At 70.8% G+C, this 25,701-nt stretch carries 20 protein-coding genes; 4 read left to right on the top strand and 16 right to left on the bottom strand.

The features are described 5' to 3' along the window. Window position 1: 1 nt before the first annotated feature. Entirely contained in the window at window positions 2-694 is a 693-nt protein-coding gene (locus H293_RS0131935) for a response regulator (protein WP_020121890.1), read from the top strand. A gap of 105 nt (window positions 695-799) precedes the next feature. Here H293_RS0131935 and H293_RS0131930 read toward each other — a convergent pair whose 3' ends face one another. The 6 genes from H293_RS0131930 to H293_RS0131905 form a co-directional block, all read right to left on the bottom strand. Further along, entirely contained in the window at window positions 800-2,392 is a 1,593-nt protein-coding gene (locus tag H293_RS0131930) for a solute symporter family protein (RefSeq protein ID WP_020121889.1), read from the bottom strand. Next, the gene (locus H293_RS0131925) at window positions 2,389-2,952 is read right to left on the bottom strand and encodes a DUF485 domain-containing protein (RefSeq protein WP_020121888.1); all 564 of its coding nucleotides are present in this window, start codon (window positions 2,950-2,952) and stop codon (window positions 2,389-2,391) included. Before H293_RS0131925 ends, H293_RS0131930 begins: the two co-directional genes overlap by 4 nt. A 60-nt stretch (window positions 2,953-3,012) precedes the next feature. Next, complete coding sequence (locus H293_RS0131920) at window positions 3,013-3,705, bottom strand: response regulator transcription factor (RefSeq protein ID WP_020121887.1); 693 nt, start codon at window positions 3,703-3,705, stop codon at window positions 3,013-3,015. Then, complete coding sequence (locus tag H293_RS0131915; protein ID WP_020121886.1) at window positions 3,702-4,853, bottom strand: sensor histidine kinase; 1,152 nt, start codon at window positions 4,851-4,853, stop codon at window positions 3,702-3,704. Before H293_RS0131915 ends, H293_RS0131920 begins: the two co-directional genes overlap by 4 nt. Beyond that, window positions 4,850-5,374 carry a DUF1453 family protein gene (locus H293_RS0131910; RefSeq protein WP_020121885.1) on the bottom strand — a complete coding sequence of 175 codons (525 nt, stop codon included), beginning with the start codon at window positions 5,372-5,374 and terminating at the stop codon, window positions 4,850-4,852. Before H293_RS0131910 ends, H293_RS0131915 begins: the two co-directional genes overlap by 4 nt. Window positions 5,375-5,755: 381 nt before the next feature. Further along, complete coding sequence (locus H293_RS0131905) at window positions 5,756-7,879, bottom strand: DNA gyrase/topoisomerase IV subunit B (protein WP_020121884.1); 2,124 nt, start codon at window positions 7,877-7,879, stop codon at window positions 5,756-5,758. Between the two features lie 442 nt (window positions 7,880-8,321). On the opposite strand from H293_RS0131905, the gene H293_RS0131900 reads away from it, so the two are divergent. Next, window positions 8,322-8,552, top strand: a complete 231-nt coding sequence (locus H293_RS0131900; RefSeq protein WP_007385181.1) for a DUF7455 domain-containing protein — start codon at window positions 8,322-8,324, stop codon at window positions 8,550-8,552. 121 nt (window positions 8,553-8,673) lie between these two features. On the opposite strand, the gene H293_RS0131895 is transcribed toward H293_RS0131900, so the two are convergent. The 7 genes from H293_RS0131895 to H293_RS0131865 form a co-directional block, all read right to left on the bottom strand. Continuing rightward, window positions 8,674-9,537: a serine protease gene (locus H293_RS0131895; RefSeq protein WP_020121883.1), complete on the bottom strand. Its 864-nt coding sequence runs from the start codon at window positions 9,535-9,537 to the stop codon at window positions 8,674-8,676. A gap of 120 nt (window positions 9,538-9,657) precedes the next feature. Then, window positions 9,658-11,196: an RNA polymerase sigma factor gene (locus H293_RS0131890; protein WP_028808373.1), complete on the bottom strand. Its 1,539-nt coding sequence runs from the start codon at window positions 11,194-11,196 to the stop codon at window positions 9,658-9,660. Window positions 11,197-11,617: 421 nt separating this feature from the next. Continuing rightward, entirely contained in the window at window positions 11,618-12,505 is an 888-nt protein-coding gene (locus H293_RS0131885) for a FadR/GntR family transcriptional regulator (protein ID WP_078612714.1), read from the bottom strand. Window positions 12,506-12,667: 162 nt separating this feature from the next. Next, window positions 12,668-14,662 (bottom strand): ABC transporter ATP-binding protein, encoded by a 1,995-nt coding sequence (locus H293_RS0131880; RefSeq protein WP_020121880.1) that lies wholly within the window; start codon window positions 14,660-14,662, stop codon window positions 12,668-12,670. A gap of 40 nt (window positions 14,663-14,702) precedes the next feature. Continuing rightward, on the bottom strand, window positions 14,703-15,461 hold the full coding sequence (locus tag H293_RS0131875; RefSeq protein WP_007385176.1) for an NUDIX hydrolase: 759 nt from the start codon (window positions 15,459-15,461) through the stop codon (window positions 14,703-14,705). Window positions 15,462-15,589: 128 nt separating this feature from the next. Then, window positions 15,590-17,512, bottom strand: coding sequence for a glycogen debranching N-terminal domain-containing protein (locus H293_RS0131870; protein WP_028808372.1), 1,923 nt, complete (start codon window positions 17,510-17,512; stop codon window positions 15,590-15,592). 659 nt (window positions 17,513-18,171) lie between these two features. Next, window positions 18,172-19,968 (bottom strand): DUF4192 domain-containing protein, encoded by a 1,797-nt coding sequence (locus H293_RS0131865; protein WP_020121878.1) that lies wholly within the window; start codon window positions 19,966-19,968, stop codon window positions 18,172-18,174. 142 nt (window positions 19,969-20,110) lie between these two features. On the opposite strand from H293_RS0131865, the gene H293_RS0131860 reads away from it, so the two are divergent. Both H293_RS0131860 and H293_RS0131855 read left to right on the top strand, forming a co-directional pair. Further along, window positions 20,111-22,282: a RecQ family ATP-dependent DNA helicase gene (locus H293_RS0131860; RefSeq protein ID WP_028808371.1), complete on the top strand. Its 2,172-nt coding sequence runs from the start codon at window positions 20,111-20,113 to the stop codon at window positions 22,280-22,282. A gap of 300 nt (window positions 22,283-22,582) precedes the next feature. Further along, entirely contained in the window at window positions 22,583-23,215 is a 633-nt protein-coding gene (locus H293_RS0131855) for a hypothetical protein (protein WP_020121876.1), read from the top strand. Window positions 23,216-23,474: 259 nt separating this feature from the next. On the opposite strand, the gene H293_RS0131850 is transcribed toward H293_RS0131855, so the two are convergent. The 3 genes from H293_RS0131850 to H293_RS0131840 form a co-directional block, all read right to left on the bottom strand. After that, the gene (locus H293_RS0131850; RefSeq protein ID WP_078612712.1) at window positions 23,475-24,140 is read right to left on the bottom strand and encodes a hypothetical protein; all 666 of its coding nucleotides are present in this window, start codon (window positions 24,138-24,140) and stop codon (window positions 23,475-23,477) included. Window positions 24,141-24,208: 68 nt separating this feature from the next. Next, window positions 24,209-24,910, bottom strand: a complete 702-nt coding sequence (locus H293_RS0131845; protein WP_020121874.1) for a ribonuclease HII — start codon at window positions 24,908-24,910, stop codon at window positions 24,209-24,211. Between the two features lie 81 nt (window positions 24,911-24,991). Continuing rightward, window positions 24,992-25,615, bottom strand: a complete 624-nt coding sequence (locus tag H293_RS0131840; RefSeq protein WP_020121873.1) for a TetR/AcrR family transcriptional regulator — start codon at window positions 25,613-25,615, stop codon at window positions 24,992-24,994. Window positions 25,616-25,701: the final 86 nt, after the last annotated feature.

Here is a 25,701-nt window from a genome sequence, read left to right as displayed (position 1 = left end):
GATGATTGACGTCCTGGTCGTGGACGACGACTTCCGCGTCGCCGAGATCAACGCGAAGTACGTGGGGAAGGTTCCCGGCTTCCGGGTCGCCGCCCGCGCCCACAGCGCCGCCCAGGCGCTGGCCAGCGTGCAGCGCGGGACCATCGACCTGGTCCTGCTCGACCACTACCTGCCCGACCAGACGGGCCTCGAACTCGTCCACCGCATGCGGGAACAGGGGCACGGCACCGACGTCATCATGGTCACGGCAGCAGGGGACGTGACGACCGTCCAGGCCGCGATGCGCCTGGGCGCCCTCCACTACCTGGTCAAACCCTTCACCTTCGCGGCCCTGCGCACCCGCCTGGACTCCTACGCCGCCCTGCGCCGCACCGTCGACCGGGTCGGCGGCCGCGGCATCGCCGGTCAGGAACAGGTCGACCGGATCTTCAGCGCCCTGCGCACCACACCGGCTCCGGCCTCCCCCGGCCTGCCCAGCGGCCACTCGGAGCCGACCACGGACCTCATCTGCCACGTCCTGCACCACGCCGAGCACCCGCTGTCGGCCCACGAGGTCGCCGCCGAGACCGGCCTGAGCCGCTCCACCGCCCAGCGCTACCTCCGCCACCTCGAACAGGCCGGCCGCCTCCGCCTGTCCCTCAGATACGGCGACACGGGGCGCCCGGAGCACCGGTACGCCTGGGTGGCGCCATAGCCGTACGCCGGCCGTACGCCGTGAAAGACCTCGCCGGCAGATGTCGTACGACGAAGGCGGATGCCGTACGACGACGAGGGCGCCGCCCGCTCGCAGTCGCCGCGCCTACACGGCTCCCGCCCCCGTGAGCGACCGCACCTCGGTCTCCGCGTGCTTGGCCTCGTCGGCGACCTCCGCCGAAGTGACCGTACCGAGCCAGCCCGCGACGAAGCCCAGGGGGATGGAGACCAGACCGGGGTTCTGCAGCGGGAAGTACTGGAAGTCGACGCCGGGGAAGAGGGACTCGGGGCTGCCGGACACCACGGGCGACAGCAGCACCAGGGCCATGGCCGGGATCAGTCCGCCGTAGACGGACCAGACGGCGCCCCGGGTGGTGAACCCGCGCCAGAACAGCGAGTAGAGCAGCACCGGCAGATTCGCGGACGCGGCGACGGCGAAGGCGAGGCCCACCAGGAAGGCGACGTTGAGATCGCGGGCCAGCAGACCGAGGGCGATCGCGATCACGCCGATCCCGACGGCGGCGGTCCTGGCCACGGCCACCTCACTGCGCGGCTTGGCGCGTCGGCGCCGTAGTGAGGCGTACAGGTCATGGGCGACGGAGGCGGAGGAGGCGAGGGTGATGCCAGCGACCACGGCGAGGATCGTGGCGAAGGCGACGGCGGCGACGATCGCGAACAGAACCGTTCCTCCCGTGGAGTCGGCGCCGCCGCCCAGGTCGAGGGCCAGGAGGGGGACCGCGGTGTTCCCCGCGGCGTTCGATCCCCGGACCGTCTCGGGCCCCACGATCGCCGCGGCGCCGAACCCGAGGACGATGGTCATCAGGTAGAAGCCTCCGATGAGCCCGATCGACCAGACCACCGAACGCCGTGCGGCGCGTGCCGTGGGCACGGTGTAGAAGCGGGACAGGATGTGCGGCAGCCCCGCTGTGCCGAGCACGAGAGCGAGTCCCAGGCTGATGAAGTCGAGGCGGGCGGTCCAGTCCCCGCCGTACTTCAGACCGGGTGCCAGGAACGACCTGCCGTGGCCGCTGCGCTCCGCGGCCGTGAGCAGCAACTGGTCGACGTCGCCGTGGAACCGCACCAGCACGAGGACGGTGAGCACGACGGTCCCACCGAGCAGCAGGACCGCCTTGACGATCTGGATCCAGGTCGTCGCCCGCATCCCTCCCAGGGACACATAGATCACCATGAGCGCCCCGACGGCGATCACGGTCCAGGACTGGGCCGCCTGACTGGTGCCTCCGAGCAGCAGCGCGACCAGGCTGCCCGCGCCCACCATCTGCGCCACCAGATACAGCACGGACACCGTGACCGAGGACGTTCCCGCCGCGATCCGCACCGGCCGCTCGCTCATTCTCGCGGCGACCACGTCGGCGAGGGTGAACCGCCCGCAGTTGCGCACCAGTTCGGCGACGAGGAACAGCACCACCAGCCAGGCCACGAGGAAGCCCACCGAGTAGAGCATCCCGTCGTACCCGAAGAGCGCGATCAGCCCGGAGATACCGAGGAAGGACGCGGCCGACATGTAGTCGCCCGCGATGGCAAAACCATTCTCCATCGGCGAGAACAACCGCCCGCCCGCGTAGAACTCCTCAGCCGAACCGTGCCGGTGGCGGCTCACCCAGGTCGTGATCCCCAGCGTGACCGCGACGAACGCGCTGAACAGCAGCAGCGCCAGAGTCTGGTGGTCTCCCGTCACGATGACGCACCGCCCCGGGCCGTACGCGTCAGTTCCTGGGTGTCCCACCGCAGTTCGAGTGCGGCCCGGTCCCGGCGCAGTCTCGCGTGCCGCGCGTAGGCCCAGGTCAGCAGGAAGGTGGTGAGGAACTGTCCGAGCCCCGCGACCATCGCCACGTTCACCGCGCCGGCCACCGGCCGTGCCATCAGTCCGGGCGCGCTCGTCGCCGTCACGACGTAGGCCACGTACCAGGTGAAGAACCCGATGCCCGCCGGCACCACGAACCTCCGGTACCTGCTGCGCACCTCCTGGAAGGCCGCGCTGCGCTGCACCTCGAGGTAGACGTCGGCCGCCGCTGCGGCCCGGTCCTCGCGCTGAGCGCGTGCCGTGGCGACCGGGGCCACGGGGGTGCCGTCGCCGCCCGTCTCACCCCAGCCGGAGGCGAGCTCGTCGTACCAGGGATCGTCGTACCGCACCCCGGCGGACGCTTCGGCGCCGGCCGTATCGAGGCCGTCGTGGTTCTCGGCCGGGCTCTCGGCATCACCCTCGCTTCCGCGGGGACGAGCGTTGCTTGACTGCATGCCCAAGGATGGACAGAACGGGAAGATCCCTGACTCTTCTTCCCGGCGCTCTTCACCCCATCAGGTGACTCCTCTCATCGGTGGTCGTACAAGACCCTTCGCATAGGCGTAACGCACCGCCTGTGCCCGGTCCTTGATTCCCGTCTTGGCGAAGAGGTTGTTGATGTGGGTCTTCACCGTGGCGGTGGAGACATGCAGTGCCCGGGCGATCTCCTGATTGGTCAGCCCTTCGGCGATCAGCGCCAGCACTTCGACCTCCCGGGCGGTGAGCCCGTCGGGCGCCTCCGCGGGTGCCCGCTGCGGAGGTTCGGGCTCGGACAGCCGCTCCAGCAGCCGCCGTTGGATGCTCGGCGACAGTCCGGCGTCCCCGGAGAGCACGCTCTGCACGGCTCGCACGATCTCGTCACCGCCCGCGTCCTTGGTGAGATAACCGCGCGCGCCCGCCTTAAGCGCGGGGAACAGCGACTCGTCGTCCGCGAAGGTCGTCAGCACCACGACCTGGGTCCCGGGGTACTCGGCCCGAATCCTCCGGGTCGCCTCCACCCCGTCACAGCGAGGCATGCGCAGGTCCATCAGCACCACGTCCGGGGCGAGCTCGGCGACGAGCGCCACCGCCTCCTCCCCGTCCCCGGCCGCGCCCACGACCTCGACACCGGGCAGCAGACCGAGCAGCATCACGATGCCTTCGCGCACCACGGTCTGGTCGTCCGCGACCACCACCCGCGCGGGCTTCGTCTCCGCCGCCTCCGTCATACCGGCACCTTCAACGTCACCACGAACCCTTCGTCGTCCGGCCCGGCGTGCAGCGAACCGCCCAGCAGTTCGGCGCGCTCCCGCATCCCCAGCAGACCGTACCCGCCTCCGGTGGTGGTGAGTTCACCCGGCGAACCGCCCAAGTCCCGCACGACCAGCGTCACCTGCTCCTCGGCGTACTCCAGCCGCATCCGGATCCTGGCGCCAGGAGCGTGCTTACGGACATTGGTCAGGGCCTCCTGCGCGACCCTGCGCACGGCCTGCGACGCCTCGACCGGCAGCGGTCTGCGCTCACCCGAAATGATGGTCTCGGCTCCGTCGGCCGTCCCGACGAGCTGGTTCAGGAAGTCCTCCAGCGGAGTCATGTCCCCGCGCAGAGCCGACAGCGCCTGCCGGGTCTCCGCGAGACCGTCGCGAGCCATGCCTCGGGCCGCCACCACCCTTTCGAGGATCTGATCCCGGTCCGCACCCCCTTCGATCAGCAACCGGGCAGCCTCCAGGTGGACGAGCTGGGCCGAGAGACTGTGGGCCAGCACGTCATGGATCTCCCGAGCGATCCGGGCCCGCTCCGCCAGTGCCGCCGACTCCGCCTCGGCCGCCCGCGCGGCCCGCTCCTGGTTGAGCAGCCGTTGCGCGTTGCCGCGGGCCTCGGCGTCGAGCCGCAGGACGTAGCCGGCCAGGGCGAGACCCGCGGTCGTGGCCAAGGTCGTCAGCCACACGTCGTCGTTGACGGCGGCGTAGAGGGCGAGGGCGACCGCGGTCACGGGCATGGCGGCGGCGACGGGCAGCCGTTCCAGAGCGGTGATGGCGCAGCCGCACCACAGGACGAGGGCGACGACCCCGAAGTCAGCGGCCTGGGCGGCGACCGCGACCACCAGGAGGACGCCGAAGAGCGCCAGGGAGGGCCAGATCCGGTGCGCCAGGGTGGTGCGGTAGAGCGCCCAGGCGACGACTGCGGACAGGAGGATTCCGGCCACCGCTCCGAACACGCCCCAGCCGTGCACATGGCTGCTGTTGAAAGCGCCCCAGATGAGCATGGCGAGCACGAGCGACCGCGTGACCCAGCCGAGCAGCCGCCGAGGACGCGTGGTCGCCTCACGCCCGAGCGCCTCCCGGGAGGGCCAGCGGGTCCAGACGTTGTCCGTCACACACGTTCCTTCCCCGAGGAGCGGACCATGGGCTGACCGTACGCCGGGGCGGGTGCGGCGGCAGGGCTCAGGGAACGCGCTCGCCAGTCGAGGGTCCCGGAGCGCACGAGCAGGGTGGCCGCGAGGGCGAGCAGCAGCGCGGAGGAGTCCTGGTGGACGCCGAGGGCCGCGCCGAGCGCGAAGAGGCCGACACGCAGTCCGATTCCGACGGCCCAGACAGCCCCGCTCGCCTTGGTGCTCCTGCTCCACACCGCGCCGTCCGGCTCCGTCCATATACGGCTCGTCCAGGCCCAGCCGGCCCCGATGGCGAGGCCGGTGAGGAGTTCGACGGTGAGCAGGGCGATCGATGCCGTGCGGTGCTGGGCGTCCACCAGCCCTGGCTCGCGCAGGGCCACGACGGCCAGGACGACGGGCAGCAGCCACCAGCGCCGCCCGGTGTCGATCCGGCTCGCCCGGAACTGCCGGGCGATCACCACGACCACCGCGACCACGATCAGCAACGTGTCGACGAGCCCGGACATCACAGCCTCCGTGAGCGAGGAAGGGTCTGTCGGCAGCGGACGCCGCCGACACCTTCGAAGCTACGGAAATCCGCAGGTCGGGAGATCGGAGCAGGGGTGGATCACGGGTGGATTCCCAGGCTGCCGGGTTCTCCACCCAGGGGTGGAGAACCCGGGCCGCGACGGCTGACCACGCCGCCGCGCCAGTCCTGCCACGGGCCGCTGCCGCCTGCCCTCTCCCGCCCTGCCACGGGCCGCCCGCCCCCGGTGAAGGGGCAGCCGGGCGTAACGGGTGGCACGACGCAAAACGAAGGCCTCCGTGCGGCGAGGATGATTCTCCTCTTCCACACGGAGGCCTCAGGCCCAGGCCGACCAGGGCGTCCGCCGAAGCTCAGCGCAGCGCTACGCGTCGATACGCGACCGATCCAGCGTCGCCGCCGAGCCCGAGATGAACTCCTTCCGCGGCGCCACGTCGTTGCCCATCAGCAGATCGAAGACCTGCTCGGCGGCCTCCAGATCGGCGAGGTTGATCCGCCGCAGGGTCCGGTGCCGCGGGTCCATGGTCGTCTCGGCCAGCTGGTCGGCGTCCATCTCGCCGAGACCCTTGTACCGCTGGATGGAGTCCTTGTACCGGACCCCCTTGCTCTGGAACTCCAGCAGTTTCTCGCGCAGCTCACGGTCCGAGTACGTGTAGACGTACTTGTCCTGCCCCTTCTTCGGCTGGACCAGCTCGATGCGGTGCAGCGGCGGCACAGCGGCGAAGACCCGGCCCGCCTCGACCATGGGCCGCATGTACCGCTGGAACAGCGTCAGCAGCAGGCACCGGATGTGAGAGCCGTCGACGTCGGCGTCGGTCATCATGATGATCTTGCCGTAGCGCGCCGCGTCGATGTCGAAGGTCCGGCCGGACCCCGCTCCTATGACCTGGATGATCGCACCGCACTCGACGTTCTTCAGCATGTCGGTGACGGACGACTTCTGGACGTTGAGGATCTTTCCCCGGATGGGCAGCAGCGCCTGGAACTCGGAGTTCCGGGCGAGCTTCGCGGTACCGAGCGCGGAGTCGCCCTCGACGATGAACAGTTCGCTGCGGTCCACGTCGTCACTGCGGCAGTCGGCGAGCTTGGCGGGCAGCGAGGAGGTCTCCAGAGCCGTCTTGCGGCGCTGTGCGTCCTTGTGCTGGCGGGCCGCGATGCGCGTGCGTGCGGCGGCGACCGCCTTCTCCATGACGACCCGGGCCTGGGCCGCGGCATCCCGCTTCGTGGACGTCAGGAACGCCTTGAGCTCCTTGGAGATCACGGTGTTCACGATGCGGCGGGCCGCCGAGGTACCGAGGACCTCCTTGGTCTGACCCTCGAACTGCGGCTCGGCGAGACGAACGGTGACGACCGCGGTCAGGCCCTCGAGAGCGTCGTCCTTGACGATGTCGTCCTCGGCGACACGCAGCAGCTTCTTGGCGCGCAGCACCTCGTTCATCGTCTTGGTGACGGCCTGCTCGAAGCCGGCGACGTGGGTGCCGCCCTTGGGAGTGGCGATGATGTTGACGAACGACCTCAGGGTCGTGTCGTAGCCGGTCCCCCAGCGCATCGCGACGTCCACGCCGAGTTCGCGGGTGACCTCGGTGGGCGTCATCTGGCCGTGGTCGTCGAGGACCGGGACGGTCTCCTTGAAGCTTCCCTGACCGGAGAAGCGGAGGACGTCGTTGACCGGCTTGTCGGAGGCCAGGTACTCGCAGAACTCGCTGATGCCCCCGTCGAAACGGAACGACTCCTCGCCCTTGCTGCCGCCTTCGCCCAGGCCGTACTCGTCACGGACGACGATGGTCAGGCCGGGCACCAGGAAGGCGGTCTGGCGAGCGCGCTGGTGGAGGTTGTCCAGGGAGAGCTTGGCGTCCTTGAGGAAGATCTGCCGGTCGGCCCAGTACCGCACGCGCGTGCCGGTCCGGGTCTTGGGGATCCTCTTGGTCTTGCGCAGGCCGCTCTCGGCGTCGAACTTGGCGTCGGGGCCGTTCGCCGCGAAGGCACCCGGCACACCGCGCCGGAAGCTGATCGCGTGGGTGTTGCCGGCGCGGTCCACCTCCACGTCCAGCCGTGCCGACAGGGCGTTCACCACGGAGGCGCCCACGCCGTGCAGACCGCCGGAGGCGGCGTACGAGCCACCGCCGAACTTGCCGCCGGCGTGCAGCTTGGTCATGACGACCTCGACGCCGGACAGGCCCGTCTTGGGCTCGACGTCGACCGGGATGCCCCGGCCGTTGTCCCGGACCTCCACGGAGGCGTCGTCGTGGAGGATCACGTCGATGTGGTCGCAGTATCCGCCCAGGGCCTCGTCGACGGAGTTGTCGATGATCTCCCACAGACAGTGCATCAAGCCACGGCTGTCGGTTGATCCGATGTACATACCAGGGCGCTTGCGTACGGCCTCGAGCCCCTCGAGGACGAGCAGGTGCCGCGCGGTGTAGTTGGACCCGTCCCGGTCTGCTCCTGCCAGCAGAGCTGTGGACGGCACGGACGTCTCGGCGGTCACGCGGTTCGCTCCTCGCTGAATTTCAAGTGGGGCCCTTGTGGGTAAGGGCGCGGCTTCGGTCGCCGCCAAGAGGGTACCGAGGCCTGGTAGAGCCGTTGTAACGCCACCCTCGTGCGGAAACACAGAGTAGTCCAGGGTCGCATGCCTGTTCGATCCCTCGATGGGGTGAAGTACATATCACGTTCCCTTGGGGGCATGAACCATTTAGGCTCCGGGCACGTCCTCATGAACAACCGGCAACCCAGCCGGGAGGACCGACCTTGACCGACAGCGCGAAACCGTAAGACACACAGACACGCAATACGGCACATTCGCCGCCAAACCGGCAGCAGCCGGCCGCCTGGAAAATTTCTCTCTGGGTGAAGCCCCGAGCGGGAACGTTTTGGGGCTGGTTGGATGTTGACCCTGGTACGACAGCTCGTCGAGCTAGAGAAGAGGCGACGTGACTACTGTTCTGACCCCCGCGAGCCCGCTGACGGCCGCTGACCGCTGCGACCGCTGCGGCGCCCAGGCGTACGTGCGCGTCGTGCTGCTCAGCGGCGGAGAACTGCTCTTCTGCGCCCACCACGGTCGCAAGTTCGAGCCGGAACTCAAGAAGATCGCCGCTGAGATACAGGACGAGACGGAGCGGCTCACGGCCGTTCCCGCATCCGTATCAGAAGAAGAGCGCTGACACTTCGCGTCCACGACGAGCCAGCTCCGGCACAGGCCGGCACAAGGGCGGCTGCCCTGCTCCCAGGGGCAGCCGCCCTTGCTCATGCCTTCACGAGGCGCTCAGCGCCCCCGAGGGGCTGTCACGCGGTCCCCCGGCGTCGGTCGGCCGCGTTGCGACCGTCCCAGTCCAGCGTCCGCGTGACGTCGGACACACGGGCGTAGACACCGGGTCGGCCCGCTCGCCCGCAGCCGCTCCCCCACGACACCAGCCCGATCAGCTTCCCCCGGGCCACCAGCGGCCCACCGCTGTCCCCCTGGCAGGCGTCACGACCACCCGAGTCGTCTCCGGCGCACAGCATGCTGTCGGCGCGGTAGGTGCCCTCGGCGCCGCCCGGATAAGCCGTCTCGCAGTCAGCGTCGGCCAGTACGTGCACGTTCGCCGCCCGCAGACTGCGCGCGTAGTCGCCGCCGCCCGTGACATCACCCCAGCCGTACACCGTGGCGCCGGTTCCCGGCTCGTACGCGGCGTCACCGGCGGCCGCCATGGCGACGACCGCGTTCTGCGGCAGCGGCTCGGCGAGGGTGAGGACGGCGAAGTCCCCGGCGTTGCTCTGCGGGTCGTAGCCGGGATTCACCCAGGCTCCACGTATGGCGATCTCCTTGCCCTGGTCCGAGAGCAGATCCGTACGGGCCGCGATGACACGGAAATCCCTCACCTGCTCGGCCGGTGCCCCCAGAACGTCCTCGTTCATGCAGTGGGCCGCGGTGAGCACCGTGGTCCGGCCGACGGCGACACCGCCGCAGAACTGCCCGGCGCGCGTACCTCCGAACCGGTCACGGCTGGACAGGGCCACCGTCCAGGGCGCCTTGGACACGTCGACGGGGAATCCCCCGAGGACGACGCTGTCGGCGGCCACGGGGGCGGCCGACGCCAGCGGTATGGCCGCCGCCACGGCTGCCAGAATCAGCGGCCGGGCCAGCGCCCGGGCAATGGGGTGACGCATGCATGCTCCTCACTCCGGGTGGTGATCGGAAACCCAGAGTCATGCAGGGCGCCTGTGCGCGCAGCACGAAGGCCCGGCCCCCGAGGAGGGACCGGGCCTTCGGTGTCGTACGACGACGGCCTAGTCGAGGTAGTCGCGCAGCACCTGCGAACGCGACGGGTGACGCAGCTTCGACATGGTCTTCGACTCGATCTGGCGGATGCGCTCGCGCGTGACGCCGTAGACCTTGCCGATCTCGTCGAGGGTCTTCGGCTGACCGTCGGTGAGACCGAAGCGCATGGATACGACGCCCGCCTCGCGCTCGGACAGGGTGTCGAGGACGGAGTGCAGCTGCTCCTGCAGGAGGGTGAAGCTGACCGCGTCGGCCGGGACGACGGCCTCGGAGTCCTCGATGAGGTCACCGAACTCGCTGTCGCCGTCTTCACCCAGGGGGGTGTGCAGCGAGATGGGCTCGCGGCCGTACTTCTGGACCTCGATGACCTTCTCGGGGGTCATGTCGAGCTCCTTGGCCAGCTCCTCCGGGGTGGGCTCGCGGCCCAGGTCCTGGAGCATCTGGCGCTGCACGCGCGCGAGCTTGTTGATGACCTCGACCATGTGCACCGGGATACGGATGGTGCGGGCCTGGTCGGCCATCGCGCGGGTGATGGCCTGACGGATCCACCAGGTGGCGTACGTGGAGAACTTGTAGCCCTTGGTGTAGTCGAACTTCTCGACCGCGCGGATCAGACCGAGGTTGCCCTCCTGGATGAGGTCCAGGAAGAGCATGCCGCGGCCGGTGTAACGCTTGGCCAGGGAGACCACCAGACGGAGGTTGGCCTCCAGGAGGTGGTTCTTGGCGCGGCGGCCGTCCTCGGCGATGATCTCCAGCTCGCGCTTGAGCTTGGGGGCGAGCTTGTCGGCGTTGGCCAGCTTGTCCTCGGCGAACAGACCGGCCTCGATGCGCTTGGCGAGCTCGACCTCCTGCTCGGCGTTGAGCAGCGGGACCTTGCCGATCTGCTTGAGGTAGTCCTTGACCGGGTCGGCGGTGGCACCGGCCACGGCGACCTGCTGGGCAGGCGCGTCGTCCTCGTCGTCGTCGGAGAGGACGAAGCCCTTGTTCTCGGCCCCCTCCTCTTCCTCTTCGCCGGGCTTGATCTCTTCGAGGGCTTCTTCCTCGACAGCCTCGGCGTCGTCCTTCTTGGCGGTCGTCTTCTTGGCCGCCGCCGTCTTCTTGGTGGCGACGGTCTTCTTCGCGGCCGCCTTCTTGGTGGCGACCGCCTTCTTCGCGGCGGGCTTCGTGGGCGCTTCGCCCTCGACTGCGGGCTCAGCGGCAGGAGCCGCCGGGGTGGCGGTGGCGGTGGCCTTCTTGGTGGTCACCGTCTTCGCCGCGACCGTCTTGGTGGCGGTGCGCTTGGCCGGACTCTTCGCTGCGACGCTCTTTCGGGTGCGCTTGGGCTCCGCGGCACTGACCATCAGCGTCACACCCTCTTCCTCGAGGATCTGGTTGAGGCTGCGCAGTACGTTCTTCCACTGAGTGGCCGGAATCTGGTCAGCTTCGAAGGCCCGACGCACGTCATCGCCGGCGATCTGCCCCTCGGCCTTTCCCCGCTCAATGAGAGCCATGACAGAGACGGACTCGGCGATCTCCGGCGGGAGCGTACGGGATGTGCTGGCCGACACGAACAACCTCTCGGAACGTTGGAAAACGGCTTCCGGCCCCGTCCACAGCGGACAGGAGCCGACCACCGGCCTGGGAGTGGCCGACGGCGCGGGCGGGGGCCGGGAGGACTCACAGCGCCTGAAACGGCGTCCGTATTCCCTCCGCGGCTGTCACCTCTTAGGTCATCGCGCTGTTCCCGCGAGCGTTACGCCCAATCTGCGTGGCCCGAGTCACACCCCGTAAGCAGTCAAAAACGGTCAGACACGGACAGACAAGGTCACGCGTCCGTTCGGGCCAGCAGAGCCTCGGGGTGCCGTCACCGCACCGTCGGACCCGCAGGATCCCTGGAGATCCCGCGGAGTCCGACGGAGACGGCTCGGCGGCCGGACGATGCCGCAGGAGGAGAAGGACATCCTCGACCGCGCCGTCCGCGGTGCGCGGTCAGTGCTCGCGCGGCGCCGGCACCACACGCTCGACCTCGGGATGAACGGTGAGCAGTTGACGCATGGCCGCTTCGGCCGCCGCGGCATCGCCGGTGGCGAGGGCGTCGACGATACGTCCGTGATGCGCCAAGGACGTCTCGTTCGGCCGGTCACAGCCGGTGACCGGGTTCCCGGAGACCTGGAGGGCGGCGGAGACGATCCCGGACAGATGCTCCAGCATGCGGTTGCCCGCGAGCTGGATGAGCAGGGCATGGAACTCGGCGTCGGCACGGGAGAAGGTGAGCGCGTCACCCTGGCTCATGGCGTGCCCCATGATCTCGACCATGTCACCGAGGCGCTGCTGGACATCCTCCCGGCCATGTCCCGCGGCCAGGCGCGCGGCGAGCGGCTCGATCGTCCAGCGCAGCTCGCTCAGCTCGCGGCGCTGGTCGTCGCGCTGCGGCCCGTAAGCCCGCCATTCGATGATGTCCGGGTCCAGCAGGTTCCAGTCGCTGACGGGACGCACGCGCGTGCCGACGTTCGGGCGGGCACTGACCAGCCCCTTGGCCTCCAGGACGCGGAGCGACTCACGGACCACGGTACGGGAGACCTCGAAACGCTGGCCGATCTCCTCGGGGACCAGCGGCCGGTCGGCCCCCAGGTCACCGGAGACGATCATCTGGCCGAGTTGCTGGACGAGTTGGCCGTGCAGTCCGCGCCCGCGGCTGCCCGCGGCCCGTCGGCCCACGCGGCCCAGCTCCGGGTCCGAGCCGTCCCAGACGGAGGCTCCGACGCGGCCTGCGGCCGGGGCCTCGGCGTAGGAGTAGCGGTCGAGATCGCCCGGGCCGGCCAGACCGGAGTCGGCGGAGCGGGCGGCGGTCATCATGGTGTGCGCAAGGGTACTCACGGATCCTTTGTCGGCGCCGCCTCCAACTCCCTTGAGGTCTTTGGTGAAAAGCACACGAAAGGGTGATCGCTCACCCCGTCGCAATTGACGCCTTATCGGAAAGAAATGCGCTTTCGTCGGGAAGTTGTGCGCAGGTCGGGACCGGAAGCGCACGGGCGGTCGTCATCGGACCCTGCCACGCAGGGTGGTGAGCAGATATGCGCACAGCAGAGCGGTCAGCGACAACGCCAGTGCCCCGCCCACCGGTTGGGCGATCACCCGCACCGCTCCGACGAGATAGCGCTCTCCGCCGAAGGGCCACTGCAGCAGGAAGACCTCGCGCAGCCGCGCGGGAAAACCCGCCGCCGCTCGCACGGACGCCCCCTCGAGGGCTCTTTGTACGAGGGGTACGACGAGAACGGGCACGGCGACCACCGCCGCGAGCCCGGCCGTGGTGGACCGGAACACGCCGGCGGCCAGGACGCCGGACCAGGCACAACCGACCACGAGCCCGAACCAACTCGCGCTCAGCGCCAGCCAGTCCGCGGGAACTTCCGTGAGTTCCCGTCCGTAGACGAGATAGAGCACTTCGGCGTCACAGCCCACCGTGAGAAAAGCGAGAGCAAGCGCGGTGACGGTGGCGACGGCGAGTTTCGCGGTGAGCAGGCCCAGCCGACGGGGCACGGTGCCGCGATCCGCGGCCAGGGCGGGGTGGCGGAACTCGTCGCCGAACGCGAGTGCACCGAGCAGTCCGGCCCCGAGCGCGGCCGGGGGCAGCGGCAGCTCCCTCGGCCAGGCGGCCAGCAGACGCGCCTGCGGGGTGTGACCGACGCGTGCCAGGAGTACGGCGGTAAGGGCGGACGCGACGAGCACGACGGCGACGGTGAGGAACCCGGTGCCGATCCCTGCCGCGCGGCGCAGTTCGTAGCGCAGAGGGCGCAAGGGGCTGGGGGCGGACCTGACGGAGATGGGGGGCGGGAGGGAGGGCAGGGGGGCGGGGGGCCTGGAGACGACGGCGGGGCCCAGAGCGGCGTCACCGCTTCCCACGGCCGGACCGCTGCCGGGGTCCGGACCGCAGTGTGCCGCCTGGTCACCGGGCGCGCCCCGGTCGGCGGGCACCCGCTCACCGTGCGGGTGCGAGCCGCCCGGCGCTGAGGGGTTGTCGTGCGCCTGACCTCCTCGCACTGCCGTCGCCGCCACTCCGGCAGCCTCATTGCCGGCGAGCCCGGACTCCGGTCCCGTGACGCTCTCCCACGCCGCCTGTGCCGCTTCCGCCATCTCACCGGGAAACAGATCCGCTCCGGGCCCCATGTCCCCGATCTCGTCGGCGAGTTGGTGCACCAGGACGCCGTGCCTGAAGGCCGTCTCGCCGACGTCGGCACATGTACTGCCGTACACGGACAGACGGTTGCCCCCTTCCCGGACGACTTCGACGGAGCGGTGAGCCGTGCGGGCCTCCTTGGTGAGCAGGGCGGCGAGGCGGACGGCATGGGGGGTACGGACGGCGACACGGGGACGGAGTCTGGTGCGGGCGAACTCCGCGGCCGCCTGGTCGGCGACGAGCCTGCCCTGCTCGAGCGTGATGACGTGATCTGCGGCGCGCGCGGCCTCTTTGGGCTCGGCCGTGGTGAAGAGGACCGTGCCGCCCTGGGCGGCGTGCGCTCGCAGCATGCCGTGCAGCCAGTGGCTCTCACGAGCGGAGAGCCCGTCGGCCGGAGCGTCCAGCACGAGTGTGTGCGGGTCCGGCAACAGGACGCAGGCCAGGCCCAGGCGGCGGTCCATGCCACGCGACAGAGTGCCGAGCCGCTCGTCGCGCAGGCTGACCAGGCCCACCACTTCGAGTACTTCGTCCGCGCGCCGGACCGGGACGCCGGCCGCGGCGCACAGCATGCGCAGATGTCCGCGGACCGTGCGCGCGGGATGGCCGGGCACCTCGCCCAGGAGGACGCCGACCTCTCGCGAGGGGTGCGCGATGCGATGCAGCGGGCGACCCTTGAAGTAGGTCAGGCCACGGCCCTGTTGGAGTTCGAGCATCAGTCTGAGCGCCGTCGTCTTGCCCGCGCCCGACGCTCCGAGAAGCGCGGTGACGCGGCCCGCCGGGGCTTCGAAGGACACGTCGTCGACCGCGGGCGGAAGGTCCTTGCGGGAATTGCTGGTCAGTCCGAAGGCCTGGATCACCCGTAGCAAGATAGCGGGTTATGTCCGGTTTTCTGGGCCGTCACACCTCGGGGCGCAGCATCGGGGGGTTGAGAAGAGTGGCGCCGCCGGCCCGGAAGAGCTGGGCGGGGCGGCCGCCCTGTCGCGTGGTGGTGCCGCCGGTGGGGACTAGGAAGCCCGGTGTGCCCGTCACCTTGCGGTGGAAGTTGCGCGGGTCCAGTGCCACGCCCCACACCGCCTCGTAGACCCGGCGGAGCTCTCCGACGGTGAACTCGGGCGGGCAGAACGCGGTGGCCAGCGACGAGTACTCGATCTTGGAGCGGGCGCGCTCCACTCCGTCCGACAGGATCTGCGCATGGTCGAAGGCGAGCGGCACGACCGGCTCGCCGTCCCGACCGTAGCCGCCCTGCTGCAACAGTTCTTCGACGGGCGCCCAGCGCGCGTTGCTGGCGTCACCGCCTGCCCGGGGGGCGGGCAGGTCGGGGGCGAGGGCGAGGTGGGCGACGCTCACCACGCGCATCCGGGGATCACGCTTGGGGTCGCCGTAGGTCGCGAGCTGTTCCAGGTGTGCTCCGTTGTCCTGGACGGGGACGGCCGGGTCATGGGCACGCAGTCCCGTCTCCTCGGCCAGCTCGCGGGCAGCGGCCTGCGCCAGATCCTCGTCGGCCCGTACGAAACCGCCGGGAAGCGCCCAGCGTCCCTGGAACGGCGGCTCGCCCCTGCGTACCGCGAGCGCGCACAGGGCGTGACGGCGCACGGTGAGTACGACCAGGTCCACGGTGACGGCGAAGGGCGGAAAGGCTGACGGGTCGTAGGGCATGCGGCGATCATAGTCGTCTGCCTGACGATAAACACTCCCTTCGCGGGTCGCATCGGTCCTGATCCATTGCCGTCCGAACAGGTCGCGTCCTCCCCTGCGCGCTGCTGCCGGAACAGCGTCGTTCGAGGTCACGCACTCAGTTGCAGCCCTTCGGCGGCCTCCTCGACCATGGCGAGCCCGAGTCTGCTGACCCGTACCGAGAACGGGGCCCCCGCGATCCTCAGTCCGGTCAGACCAAGCTCGCCGAGAGGCGCGCTGCGCACGGGGCGCAGTGTGACGGTCCCCGCCGGGACATCGGGGCGGATTCCCGCGAGGGCGCTCAGCAGCTGAACTGCGGTGGCCGCTGCCGTCGCCGCGGGACGACAGGCCGCCGGGTGAGGAAGGGGAGCGCTCCCGTCGGTGCGCTGCTCACCCGCGTACATCTCGGGGAGCCGGTGGCCGAAGGCCTCAGCCGCGGCCAGCAGGCCCCGCAGGAGCGAGCCGGCCTCCTTCTCGTACCCGGCGGCGGCCAGACCCGAGACCGCGATGGCCGTCTCGTGGACTCGTACGGCACCGGTGCGATGGCCGAACGGGTTGTATCCCGCCTCTTTCGCGCCGAGTCCGCGCAGCCCCCAGCCGGAGTCCATGGCCGGGCTCCCGAGCAGCCGGGCCAGTTGTTCGGTCTGCACCCTGTCGAGCAGACCGGGTGCCTGTGCGCCGCCACCAAGCAGTCCGGTGTCCAGGAGATGGACCGCCCCGGCGCCGAGGTGCGGCACCAGGCGTCCGTCGGGGGCCCGAGCGGCCGCCGGTCGGCCACCGCTGTGGTCATGGTCATGGACCCAGAAGTCCTCGCGGAAGGCCGTGCGCAGTGCGCGGGCCCACTGCCGCAACGTCGCGCCGCCGGGTCTGTCGAACGCGTCGAGCAGGTCGGCACCGAGGACGGCCGCGCGATGCGCATACGCCTGTGTCTCGCAGCGGACGGGGCCGCCGGGCTGTGGGTCACACAGATACGTCGCCTCGCCCACGGCGGCCCGCAGCCAGCCCAGACACCGTTCGGCAGTCGGGAGCAGCTCTTCCGTCTCCTGCGGCGAGAGCCCCCACCGGAAGGCCTCCGCGAGGAGAGCGGGAAAGAGCAGGGTTGCCTCGGTCCCCGTGCAACAGGCCGGGAGGTGGGCGCCCGCGTCCCGGCGCGGCCCGGGAATCATGCCGGACTGCCGTGTCTGCCCGCGTAGTTGGGTGCGCGCCAGGGTGCGGAGCGTGCCCGCGGCGAGCCGGGTGCCGAGCGGCAACGTCATACGGGCCGCGACCAGCGCGTCGGCCGGTGCCAGGCCGCAGCGCCATGGGGCTCCGGCCGCGAGGTGGGTGTCGGTGGGGTGCGCGGGGTCGCGCAGCAGTAGGGACTGGAGATCGTCGATGCTCGTGCGCAGGAGCGGCTGGACCGCGGGGTGGTCTCCCGTCGCGCGGGCGGAGGCCAGGGGGCTGGTCGCCGCTCGCCCCACAGCTCGGACGGGGCCCGCGCCCTCCAGACGCACGCGCAGCTCCAGACCGACGGTGCCTCCGGGGGGCAGCTCGAACTCCCAGCGCAGCAGGCCTGCCGACGCGAGGGCGTCGGCGGGTGGTGGGTCGGCCGTGACCGATGCCCCGCCGGCCGCGCAGGACCAGCGCAGGCCGGAGTCGTGGACGACGGCGGGCAGTTCGGGTCCCGTTCGGCCCGAGGCGATCGCGCCCAGGTCCGCCATGTCCGTACCGAGCGCCAACTCCACCGGCAGCCGCAGCGGACGGGCGGCGGCGCTGTGCAGCGTGATGCGTTCCGTCCCGTCCGCGTGGCGGGTGCGCTCCACGACGACGTCAGGGTCCGGGCCTCCCCCCTGGGAGACACGCGCGGTGGCCACGAAGCGTGCGCGATCCGCCGCGGTCGTCCGGGCCTGGACCGCGAGTGGCTCACGGCCCGCGACACGAATCTGACACCGGGAGAGCACACGCCTGCCTGCGCGGTAGAAGCCCTCCAGCCCCTGACCGGTCAACTGCCCTTGGTTTGTGGAGATGGCGAGGCCCGGGAGCGCCACGCAGATGAGGACCGAGTGCGCCGGCGGGAGACCAGCCGGGCCTTGAGGGGCCGGGGAAGGGTTCTGTGTCGGCCTGGACGGCACGGGTGAAGGAGGGCGGGCAGGACGGTTCGCCGTCGGAGGCGGAGTCCGGCCCTGCCTCGTGGATGTCGGCGGGCGTCGTACTGGCCCCGATGACGGAGGCGGGTCACGGTCCCACGGCAGCGAGGGAGTGGTGTACTTCCGGTCCTGTTCCGGAGTCGGGTTCGGGTTCGGGCGATGTTCCCCCGCTCCCGCGGTGTGCTGGGTGCCGCTCGGGAACCTAGGTTCAGGCATACCGGTGTCCATGGCCCGCGGCGGACCGGTACTTCCTTTCCACACCGTCGTCGGCGCGCCGAGGGCGGCGGGGCCGTCCTCGGCGGAGGGCGGAGTCGGCTGATGCAAGGGGCGCTTCCTCTGCACTCTGCGCGGCCCGGGCGTGTTCGGCGCCCGGTGCGGGGCTCCTGAAGGGCATGGGCGATGCGGCGGTACGGCCCGGTAGGGGGTTCCGCCACTCAGGTGAACGGGACGGGCCTGTTCAGGGTCACGCCCATGGGCCCGGAAGCCGACCGAATGGCGGCGGGCCAGGGCCTTCACCCGACGGCACAGGTGTGACCAGCCTCGTGCGACACCCTTCGACCGGTCGCTCATCGCTTTTCCTCGGTGGCCTCGCCCCCGGGCCGAGTGCCCTCGGGCCGGCGCGCTTCGTCCTTGCCCGTGGTGCGGCGGACGGTACCGGGACGCGTACCGCGGGCCGGGCGGGAGCGCGGACGGGATTCCTCGGCGCAGGGCTGTCGCCCCTCCGTCTCGGTGGGATGGGGACGGGCATCGGTGCGAGCGCCGGGACGCACCCGCCTGCGTCGGCGGGAGGCCGCGGGCGATGGCGTCGGCAGATTCCGGTCGGCACCGGACGGGCACGGCGGCAGCGCTCCTTCGGCAGGGGACAGACGCACAGCCGGCGCGTCCTTGGGGTTCCTGGACACCTCCATGGTTTCTTCGCAAGCGGCCGCGGGTGACGCCCGATTCCCGTCAGGGCCGGGCATGTTCAGCCCCGCCATGCCCTCGCCCGGCTCCGCCTCGGCGGACTGAGCGGCCTCCGGCCGCGCGCATGCATCACGTCCCTCGCGCTCCGCTCGCAGGCAGCGGCGGATGGATTCCGGGTCGAGTCCCTCGTTGCAGGCCTGGTGCAGGAGCCGGGCGAAGAGATAGCTGGGATCTGCGCCCAGGGCCATGGCCAGCGCCTCCCTGGCCTCGATCTCGTCGCCCGCGGACCAGGCGACCCATCCGGCGAGCGTGAGCGGCGCCGCCGCGTGCTCGCCGTAGGGTCCGACACACCGGCGGGCCAATGCGCGCCACAGACGCAGGGCCGGTCCGGCCTCCTCCGCTTCCATCCATTCCGCCGCGCGGTCCCTGGTCGTGCGGTCCTGCAGACCGAGGATGAGTTCCGCCGCGTCTTCGTGTCCCAGGAGTTCGTCGTCGCGCAGGTCGGCCTGGAGCGGGCCCGACACGGGCGCCGCCTCGGCGAAGCGTGCCATGGTGCGCCTGGCCAGGCGCAGCGTCCTCTCGGCCACGTCCCCCCGGCTGGCCTGGTCGAGCATCCTGGGAACCAGGGCCATGCCGGCCGTGTCCAGGGCGACCTCCTGCTCCAGCGCGGCCGCGGTCTCCCAGGGCTGGAGCCTGGCCCGCAGCTCGCGAAGCGTCCCGCGCACCTGCAGTCCGGCGTACGTGGCCGCGGCGGCCAGCACCGATGTTCCGGGCAGACCCATCGGAAGTCCCTCCGCGGGGCAGCAGTCCTCGCTCGGACAGCAGTACGACCAGTAGCGGCCGTCGGAGATGCACAACGCCTCGATCACGGGAACGTCGAGCCGACCGCACTCCGTGCGCAGCAGGCCGGCGAGCGGGGCGAGCCGCTCCGTGATCTGCCTGCCCGTCTCGCCGACCCCCGGCTCCTGGCAGAGGTAGGCGACCATCTGCTCGGGGCGGGCGCCCCTGCGCTCGCTGCCGGTGATCAGCCCGTGGGCCAGCTGCCGGGCCACGGCCGGCCAGTCGTCCTTGTTCGCGGGAATGCCCAGCCGGGCCCGCCCACCGAACCGGCCGCGGCCGCCCCGGTCGTGCAGGGCGACCAGAACGATGCTGTCCTCGGGCCGGTACCCGAGCAGGTAGGGCAGTGCGTCGGCCAGTTCGCCCGGAGTCCGCAGGGTGACCTGGTGTTCGGCGCCATGGGCGTCGAATCCGACGCGGTCGCCGATCCCCGAGCCGTCGTCGTCCCGCCCGTCGCCGATCCGCCCGTTGCTGTTCCGGCCGTCGCCGGGCCCTCCGCTGTTGCTCCGCTCGACACCGTGCCGTCCATCGCCATTCCGTCCGTCGCGGTTCCGTCCGTCGCGGTTCCGCTCGCGGTCATTGCCGTTTGCGGCGGATCCGGTCGTTTCACTGTGGTTCGTCATGCGCAGACGATCTCGCGGATCTTGAGGTTCCGTTTGGGCCTGTGGATAAGTCCGATCAGGGCCACGACAACCCCCGTCCGGTCATCCACAGCCGGGCCGCCGGGACGCCCCGCTGTCGGAGGCGTCCTGTTGTATGGGGGGCATGACGCACACGAGCAAGACGGAGTTGCGCGAGGCCGCCGACCGGATCCTCGCCCGGCTCGTCGGGGACGGCACCGGATCGGCGCGGCTGCGCGAGGACCAGTGGCGGGCGATCGAGGCGCTGGTCGCCGACAAGCGCCGGGCCCTGGTCGTGCAGCGCACGGGATGGGGCAAGTCCGCGGTGTATTTCGTGGCCACAGCCCTGTTGCGCGAGCGCGGCTCCGGGCCGACCGTGATCGTCTCTCCGCTGCTCGCGCTCATGCGCAACCAGGTCGAGGCCGCCGCCCGGGCCGGCATCCACGCCCGGACCATCAACTCCTCCAACCCCGAGGAGTGGGAGACCATCCGCGCCGAGGTCGCCGCGGGCACCGTGGACGTGCTGCTCGTGAGCCCCGAGCGGCTCAACAACCCGGACTTCCGTGACAACGTCCTGCCCGAGCTGTCGGCCACCACCGGCCTTCTCGTCGTCGACGAGGCGCACTGCATCTCCGACTGGGGCCACGACTTCCGCCCCGACTACCGCCGACTGCGCACCATGCTGACCGACCTCCCGCCCGGGGTGCCGGTGCTGGCCACCACCGCCACGGCCAATGCCCGGGTCACCGCTGACGTGGCGGAGCAGCTGGGCACCGGCACCGCTTCGGACGCACTGGTCCTGCGCGGCCCACTCGACCGCGAGAGCCTGAGCCTCGGCGTACTCCACCTGCCCGACGCCGCCCACCGGCTGGCCTGGCTCGCCGATCACCTGGACGATCTGCCGGGCTCCGGCATCATCTACACGCTGACGGTGGCCGCCGCCGAGGAGATCACCGCCTTCCTGCGGCAGTGCGGGCACACCGTCACCTCGTACACGGGAAAGACGGAAAATGCCGAACGCCAACAGGCCGAGGAAGCCCTCCTCGCGAACAAGGTCAAGGCGCTGGTGGCCACCTCCGCGCTCGGCATGGGGTTCGACAAGCCCGACCTCGGCTTCGTCGTCCATGTCGGCTCGCCCTCCTCCCCCATCGCCTATTACCAGCAGGTCGGCCGCGCGGGACGCGGTGTGGAGCACGCGGAGGTGCTGCTCCTGCCCGGCCGTGAGGACGAGGCGATCTGGTCTTACTTCGCCTCAGTCGCGTTCCCGCCCGAAGAAGCCGTACGGCGCACCCTGGACGCCCTCGCCCGGGCGGACCGGCCGCTGTCGCTGCCCGCGCTCGAACCGCTGGTGGAACTCAACCGCACCCGCTTGGAGATCATGCTCAAGGTGCTGGACGTGGACGGCGCGGTCCACCGGGTCAAGGGCGGCTGGATCGCCACCGGAGCGCCCTGGTCCTACGATGCCGAGCGCTACGCCTGGGTCGCCAAGCAGCGCGCCACCGAGCAGCAGGCCATGCGCGACTACGCCACCACCACGGGCTGCCGTATGGAGTTCCTGAGGCGGCAGTTGGACGACGAGCAGGCAGCTCCCTGCGGCCGCTGCGACAACTGCGCCGGCCCCCGCTTCACCACCGACATCTCCGCTGCCGCCCTGGACACGGCAGGCGGCTCGCTCTCCCGCGCCGGTGCCGTGGTGGAGCCCCGCCGCATGTGGCCCACGGGCCTGCCGGCCATCGGCGTCGACCTGAAGGGCCGTATTGCGTCCGGCGAACAGGCTTTGCCGGGTCGGGCTCTCGGGCGACTGTCGGACATCGGCTGGGGCAACCGCCTCCGACCGCTGCTCGCACCCCAGACTCCGGACGCCCCCGTCCCCGACGACGTGGCGAACGCCGTCGTGACCGTTCTGGCCGACTGGGCCAGGTCGCCCGACGGCTGGGCCTCCGGCGCCCCGGACGCGCCGGCCCGCCCTGTCGGGGTGGTCACCGTTCCCTCGCGCGGTCGGCCCCAGTTGGTCCACTCGCTGGGCAGCCGGATCTCCGCCGTCGGCCGCCTCCCGTTCCTGGGATCCCTCGCCTACACGGACCACACCGACGACCTGGCCCTGCCCCGCTCCAACAGTGCTCAGCGACTGCGGGCCCTGCACGGGGCGATCGTCGTGCCTCCGCCCCTGCGGGAAGCGCTGCAGGCAGCCGCAGGTCCCGTCCTGCTCGTCGACGACATGACCGAGACCGGCTGGACCCTCGCAGTCGCCTCCCGACTGCTGCTGCGATCAGGTGCCCAGGGGGTGTTGCCTCTGGTGCTGGCCGTACGTGGCTGAGCAGGAACCACAGTCGACAGAGCGTCACGCGCGCGACCGATGCGGCCCCCAACCGCGGGGCTCGGAGGCCCCGGGCGTCTTCCGCCAAAACACGGGGTAGGGATATAAGCCACGAACGACCTGATTCGGGTCGGCGGACCCAATTGCTCGTTGCCGCAACCAAGTTCGACAGGAAGAATTGAAGTCCGCTCCCCGCACGGCTTGTCCGTAGACCGGTAGACCGGTAGGGCTCTGCTGCGGTGCGCGCTCCCCCGAATCCGACCCCGCCCGCCGTATGGGCGCGTAGCCGAAGGGAGGACCGTGACCTTCGGACTCGCTCCGTCCTCCGCGGCGTCCACGTCGTCAGCCGACCTGTCCGCCGCATCCGCCAACCCTATGGCCCGTCTGCTCGAACCCGCCGAGTGGGCGGAGGCCGGCATCCCGCTGCTGCGCAACCCGCGCGAGGTCGTCAGCGGGTTGCACTCGCGGCACCGTCCCAAACCGGCGACCGCGATCGTGGCGGTCCTCGACCCGGACGAACGGCTGCGTGCGAGTGCCTCGTTCACGCGCCGTCCGGCACCGGCCGACGGCTGGATGTTCCGGAACACGCTGCTGGCCCAGCTGCGCCGGGTGATCCCGCACGACCTGCGGCGCCGCACCCCCGTGCGCACCGCCGTGCTGCTCTACTGCCGCGAGGGCGACTCGCGTTGGACGGAGGAGGACGGTGCGTGGATGTGGGGACTGCGTGACGCCTGCACCCTGCACGGGCTGCGTTGCGGGGCGTACATCACGCTGACGCGCGACGGCTGGCAGGTGCTCGGCGAGGGACGCGGCGGACGCCGGCCGAACGCGGACTCGGCACCGGAGCCCTTCGCCACGTCCGAGTCACCGCCTCTGCTCCCGCGTACCGGCGGCGCCGCCTCGGAGGTCCTGCGCCGCGCGGCGGCTCGCTGAAGCCGAGTCCACCCCGATCACCCTTCTTCGGCCGTACGTCCGTGACGTACGGCCCACGACGTCGTGACGTACCGGGTGCGCACGTTTTCCTGAACCGAATTGGCGCACCGGGTGCCCGTGCCCCTGAACCGCCTTGGCATGAGGCCCGAACCGGAGGTCCACTCAAACGCGGGCATGCCTGAGGGCTCGCCGTGCAGGTGCCGCGCAGGCGGCACCTTTCCTCGCCCCCCGGTGTCCTTCCGGACCTACCGAAACCGGCTCAGACGCCGGCGCCCAGTACCGAGTTGATCTGCTGCGGGTCGCCGCAGACGATCAGCAGGGCACCGGCCCGGGCGTGGGCCAGAGGCAGGGCCTCGGCGACCGCCTCGGCGGAACCGCCGTTGACGGCGACCACGACCACCGGACGGGACACGGCACGCGAGGCCGCCGTGGCGTCCGCGTAGAACACGTCGTCACCGGCGTCGTGCTGGGCCCAGTAGGCGGTTTCACCGAAGGACAGCTCATGGGCGGCCCACGGATGCTGTTCACCGGTGGTGATCACCAGCACCTCCCCGGGGGCACGGCCGGACTCCAGCAGAAGGTCTACGGCTTCCTCGGCAGCGTCGAGCGCACCGACGGCCGAGGCCGGGATGAGCTGGACCTGCGGGGCCGCCGAAGCCGCGGCTGGAGCCGAGACCGATGTCGGGGCGGAGGGGGCAGGGGCAGCGGGGCCCGGCACTGCGGGCTTGGCCACGGCAACGTCGTGCGGCGTCCGCTGCGCCGGCGGCGCGGGCCGCAGCGGGCCGGGACGACCGGGGCGCGGTGGAGCCACGGGGCGTGGACCGGGTACGGGACGGGGGGTCGGCGCGGTGCGGCCGCTGGCCGGAGTGGCGCGGGGACCCTGGGCACTCTCGTGAATCTGAGGCTCCTGGGGAATGAGAGGCATGGGCTGATATTTATCAAACGTTGGTGCGGCTCGCGTCAGCGGGTGGCACATCAGTGCGAGCGGAATCGTCAGAAATCGAAGCCGAGCTGGCCCTCGATCGCCGGAACGCTTCCGTCCGCCCAGGTGCGGGCCTTCTTGAGGTGCCGCCACTGAGGCAGCGCATCAAGATACGCCCACGACAACCGGTGGTACGGGGTGGGGCCCCGAACCTCCAGCGCGGCCTTGTGCACGGGCGAGGGATACCCGGCGTTGGCCGCGAAACCGAAGTCTGCATGGTCGATGCCCAGTTCGGCCATCATTTTGTCGCGCTGAACCTTGGCGATCACCGAGGCCGCCGCTACCGCCACGCAGGACTGATCGCCCTTGATCACGGTCCGGACCTTCCAGGGTGTTCCGAGATAGTCGTGCTTCCCGTCGAGGATCACCGCGTCCGGCCGGGCCGGAAGTGCCTCCAGGGCGCGCACGGCGGCGATCCGCAGGGCGGCCGTCATGCCCATGTGGTCGATCTCTTCCGGAGAGGCGTGGCCCAGGGCGTACGACGTCACCCATGTCCTCAGTTCCTCGGCGAGTTCGGTGCGGCGTTTGACGCTGAGCAGCTTGGAGTCGGTGAGGCCTTGGGGCGGTCGGCGCAGTCCGGTGACCGCCGCGCAGACGGTGACAGGGCCGGCCCAGGCACCTCGCCCCACCTCGTCGACACCGGCGATGATCTTCGCTCCGGTCGTGGCACGAAGAGAGCGCTCGACGGTGTGAGTAGGCGGTTCGTACGGCATGGCGCCCTTAGCGTACGCCGTTCGGATCACCCTGCGACACCCGGTTGCCCCGGACGGCGTCGAGACGTCCACGAAGAGCACTCACGGTCCGCTCGACCGCAGCAGCGGCAGCATGAACTGGTCGATCATCTCTTCGACATCCTGGCCACCCCATTCGCTACCGCGCATCTTGGAGCGATACATCATCATGGCGGGGATGGCATCGAAGACGTAGTCGTTCGCCGCGTCGGGCCGCACCTCACCCCGCTCTATTCCACGGGTGATGATCTGGCGGAGCAGCTTGACGCTCGGCTCCACGACTCCGTTGTAGATCACGGCATGGAAGCGCTCCGCCTGAGCCTGGTCGCATTCGTGAATGACCGAACGCAGCGCGAAGCCGGGACGCGAGAACATCGCCTCGCGCGCTTGGCGGCACAACTCCAGCAGGTCCTCGCGCACTCCGCCGAGGTCGGGGACCTCCTCGAAGCGCGGCAGTCCGGCCCGAAGGGCGTCCGCCACGAGGTCCTCCTTGGACGGCCAGCGGCGATAGACCGCGGCCTTGCCGGTCTGGGCTCCGGCGGCGACACCTTCCATCGTGAGGCCGTTCCAGCCGACCGTACTGAGCTGCTCCAGCGCGGCGTCGAGAATCGCACGCTCCAGCACGGCGCCGCGCCGACGGAGGGAGGCCGTCTGAGCGGGGGCGGCCGTCCAGCGCGAGGTAACCATCTGAGTGTCTCCAGCGAACAGGGAAGCGGGGATTTCGGGGAGGGACGGGACACCGCGCGGCGACACAGGGGGACACGCCACGCGCC

The organism is Streptomyces canus 299MFChir4.1, assembly GCF_000383615.1.
Taxonomy (GTDB): Bacteria; Actinomycetota; Actinomycetes; order Streptomycetales; family Streptomycetaceae; genus Streptomyces; species Streptomyces canus_C.
This window is presented reverse-complemented; position numbering and strand designations above follow the sequence as displayed.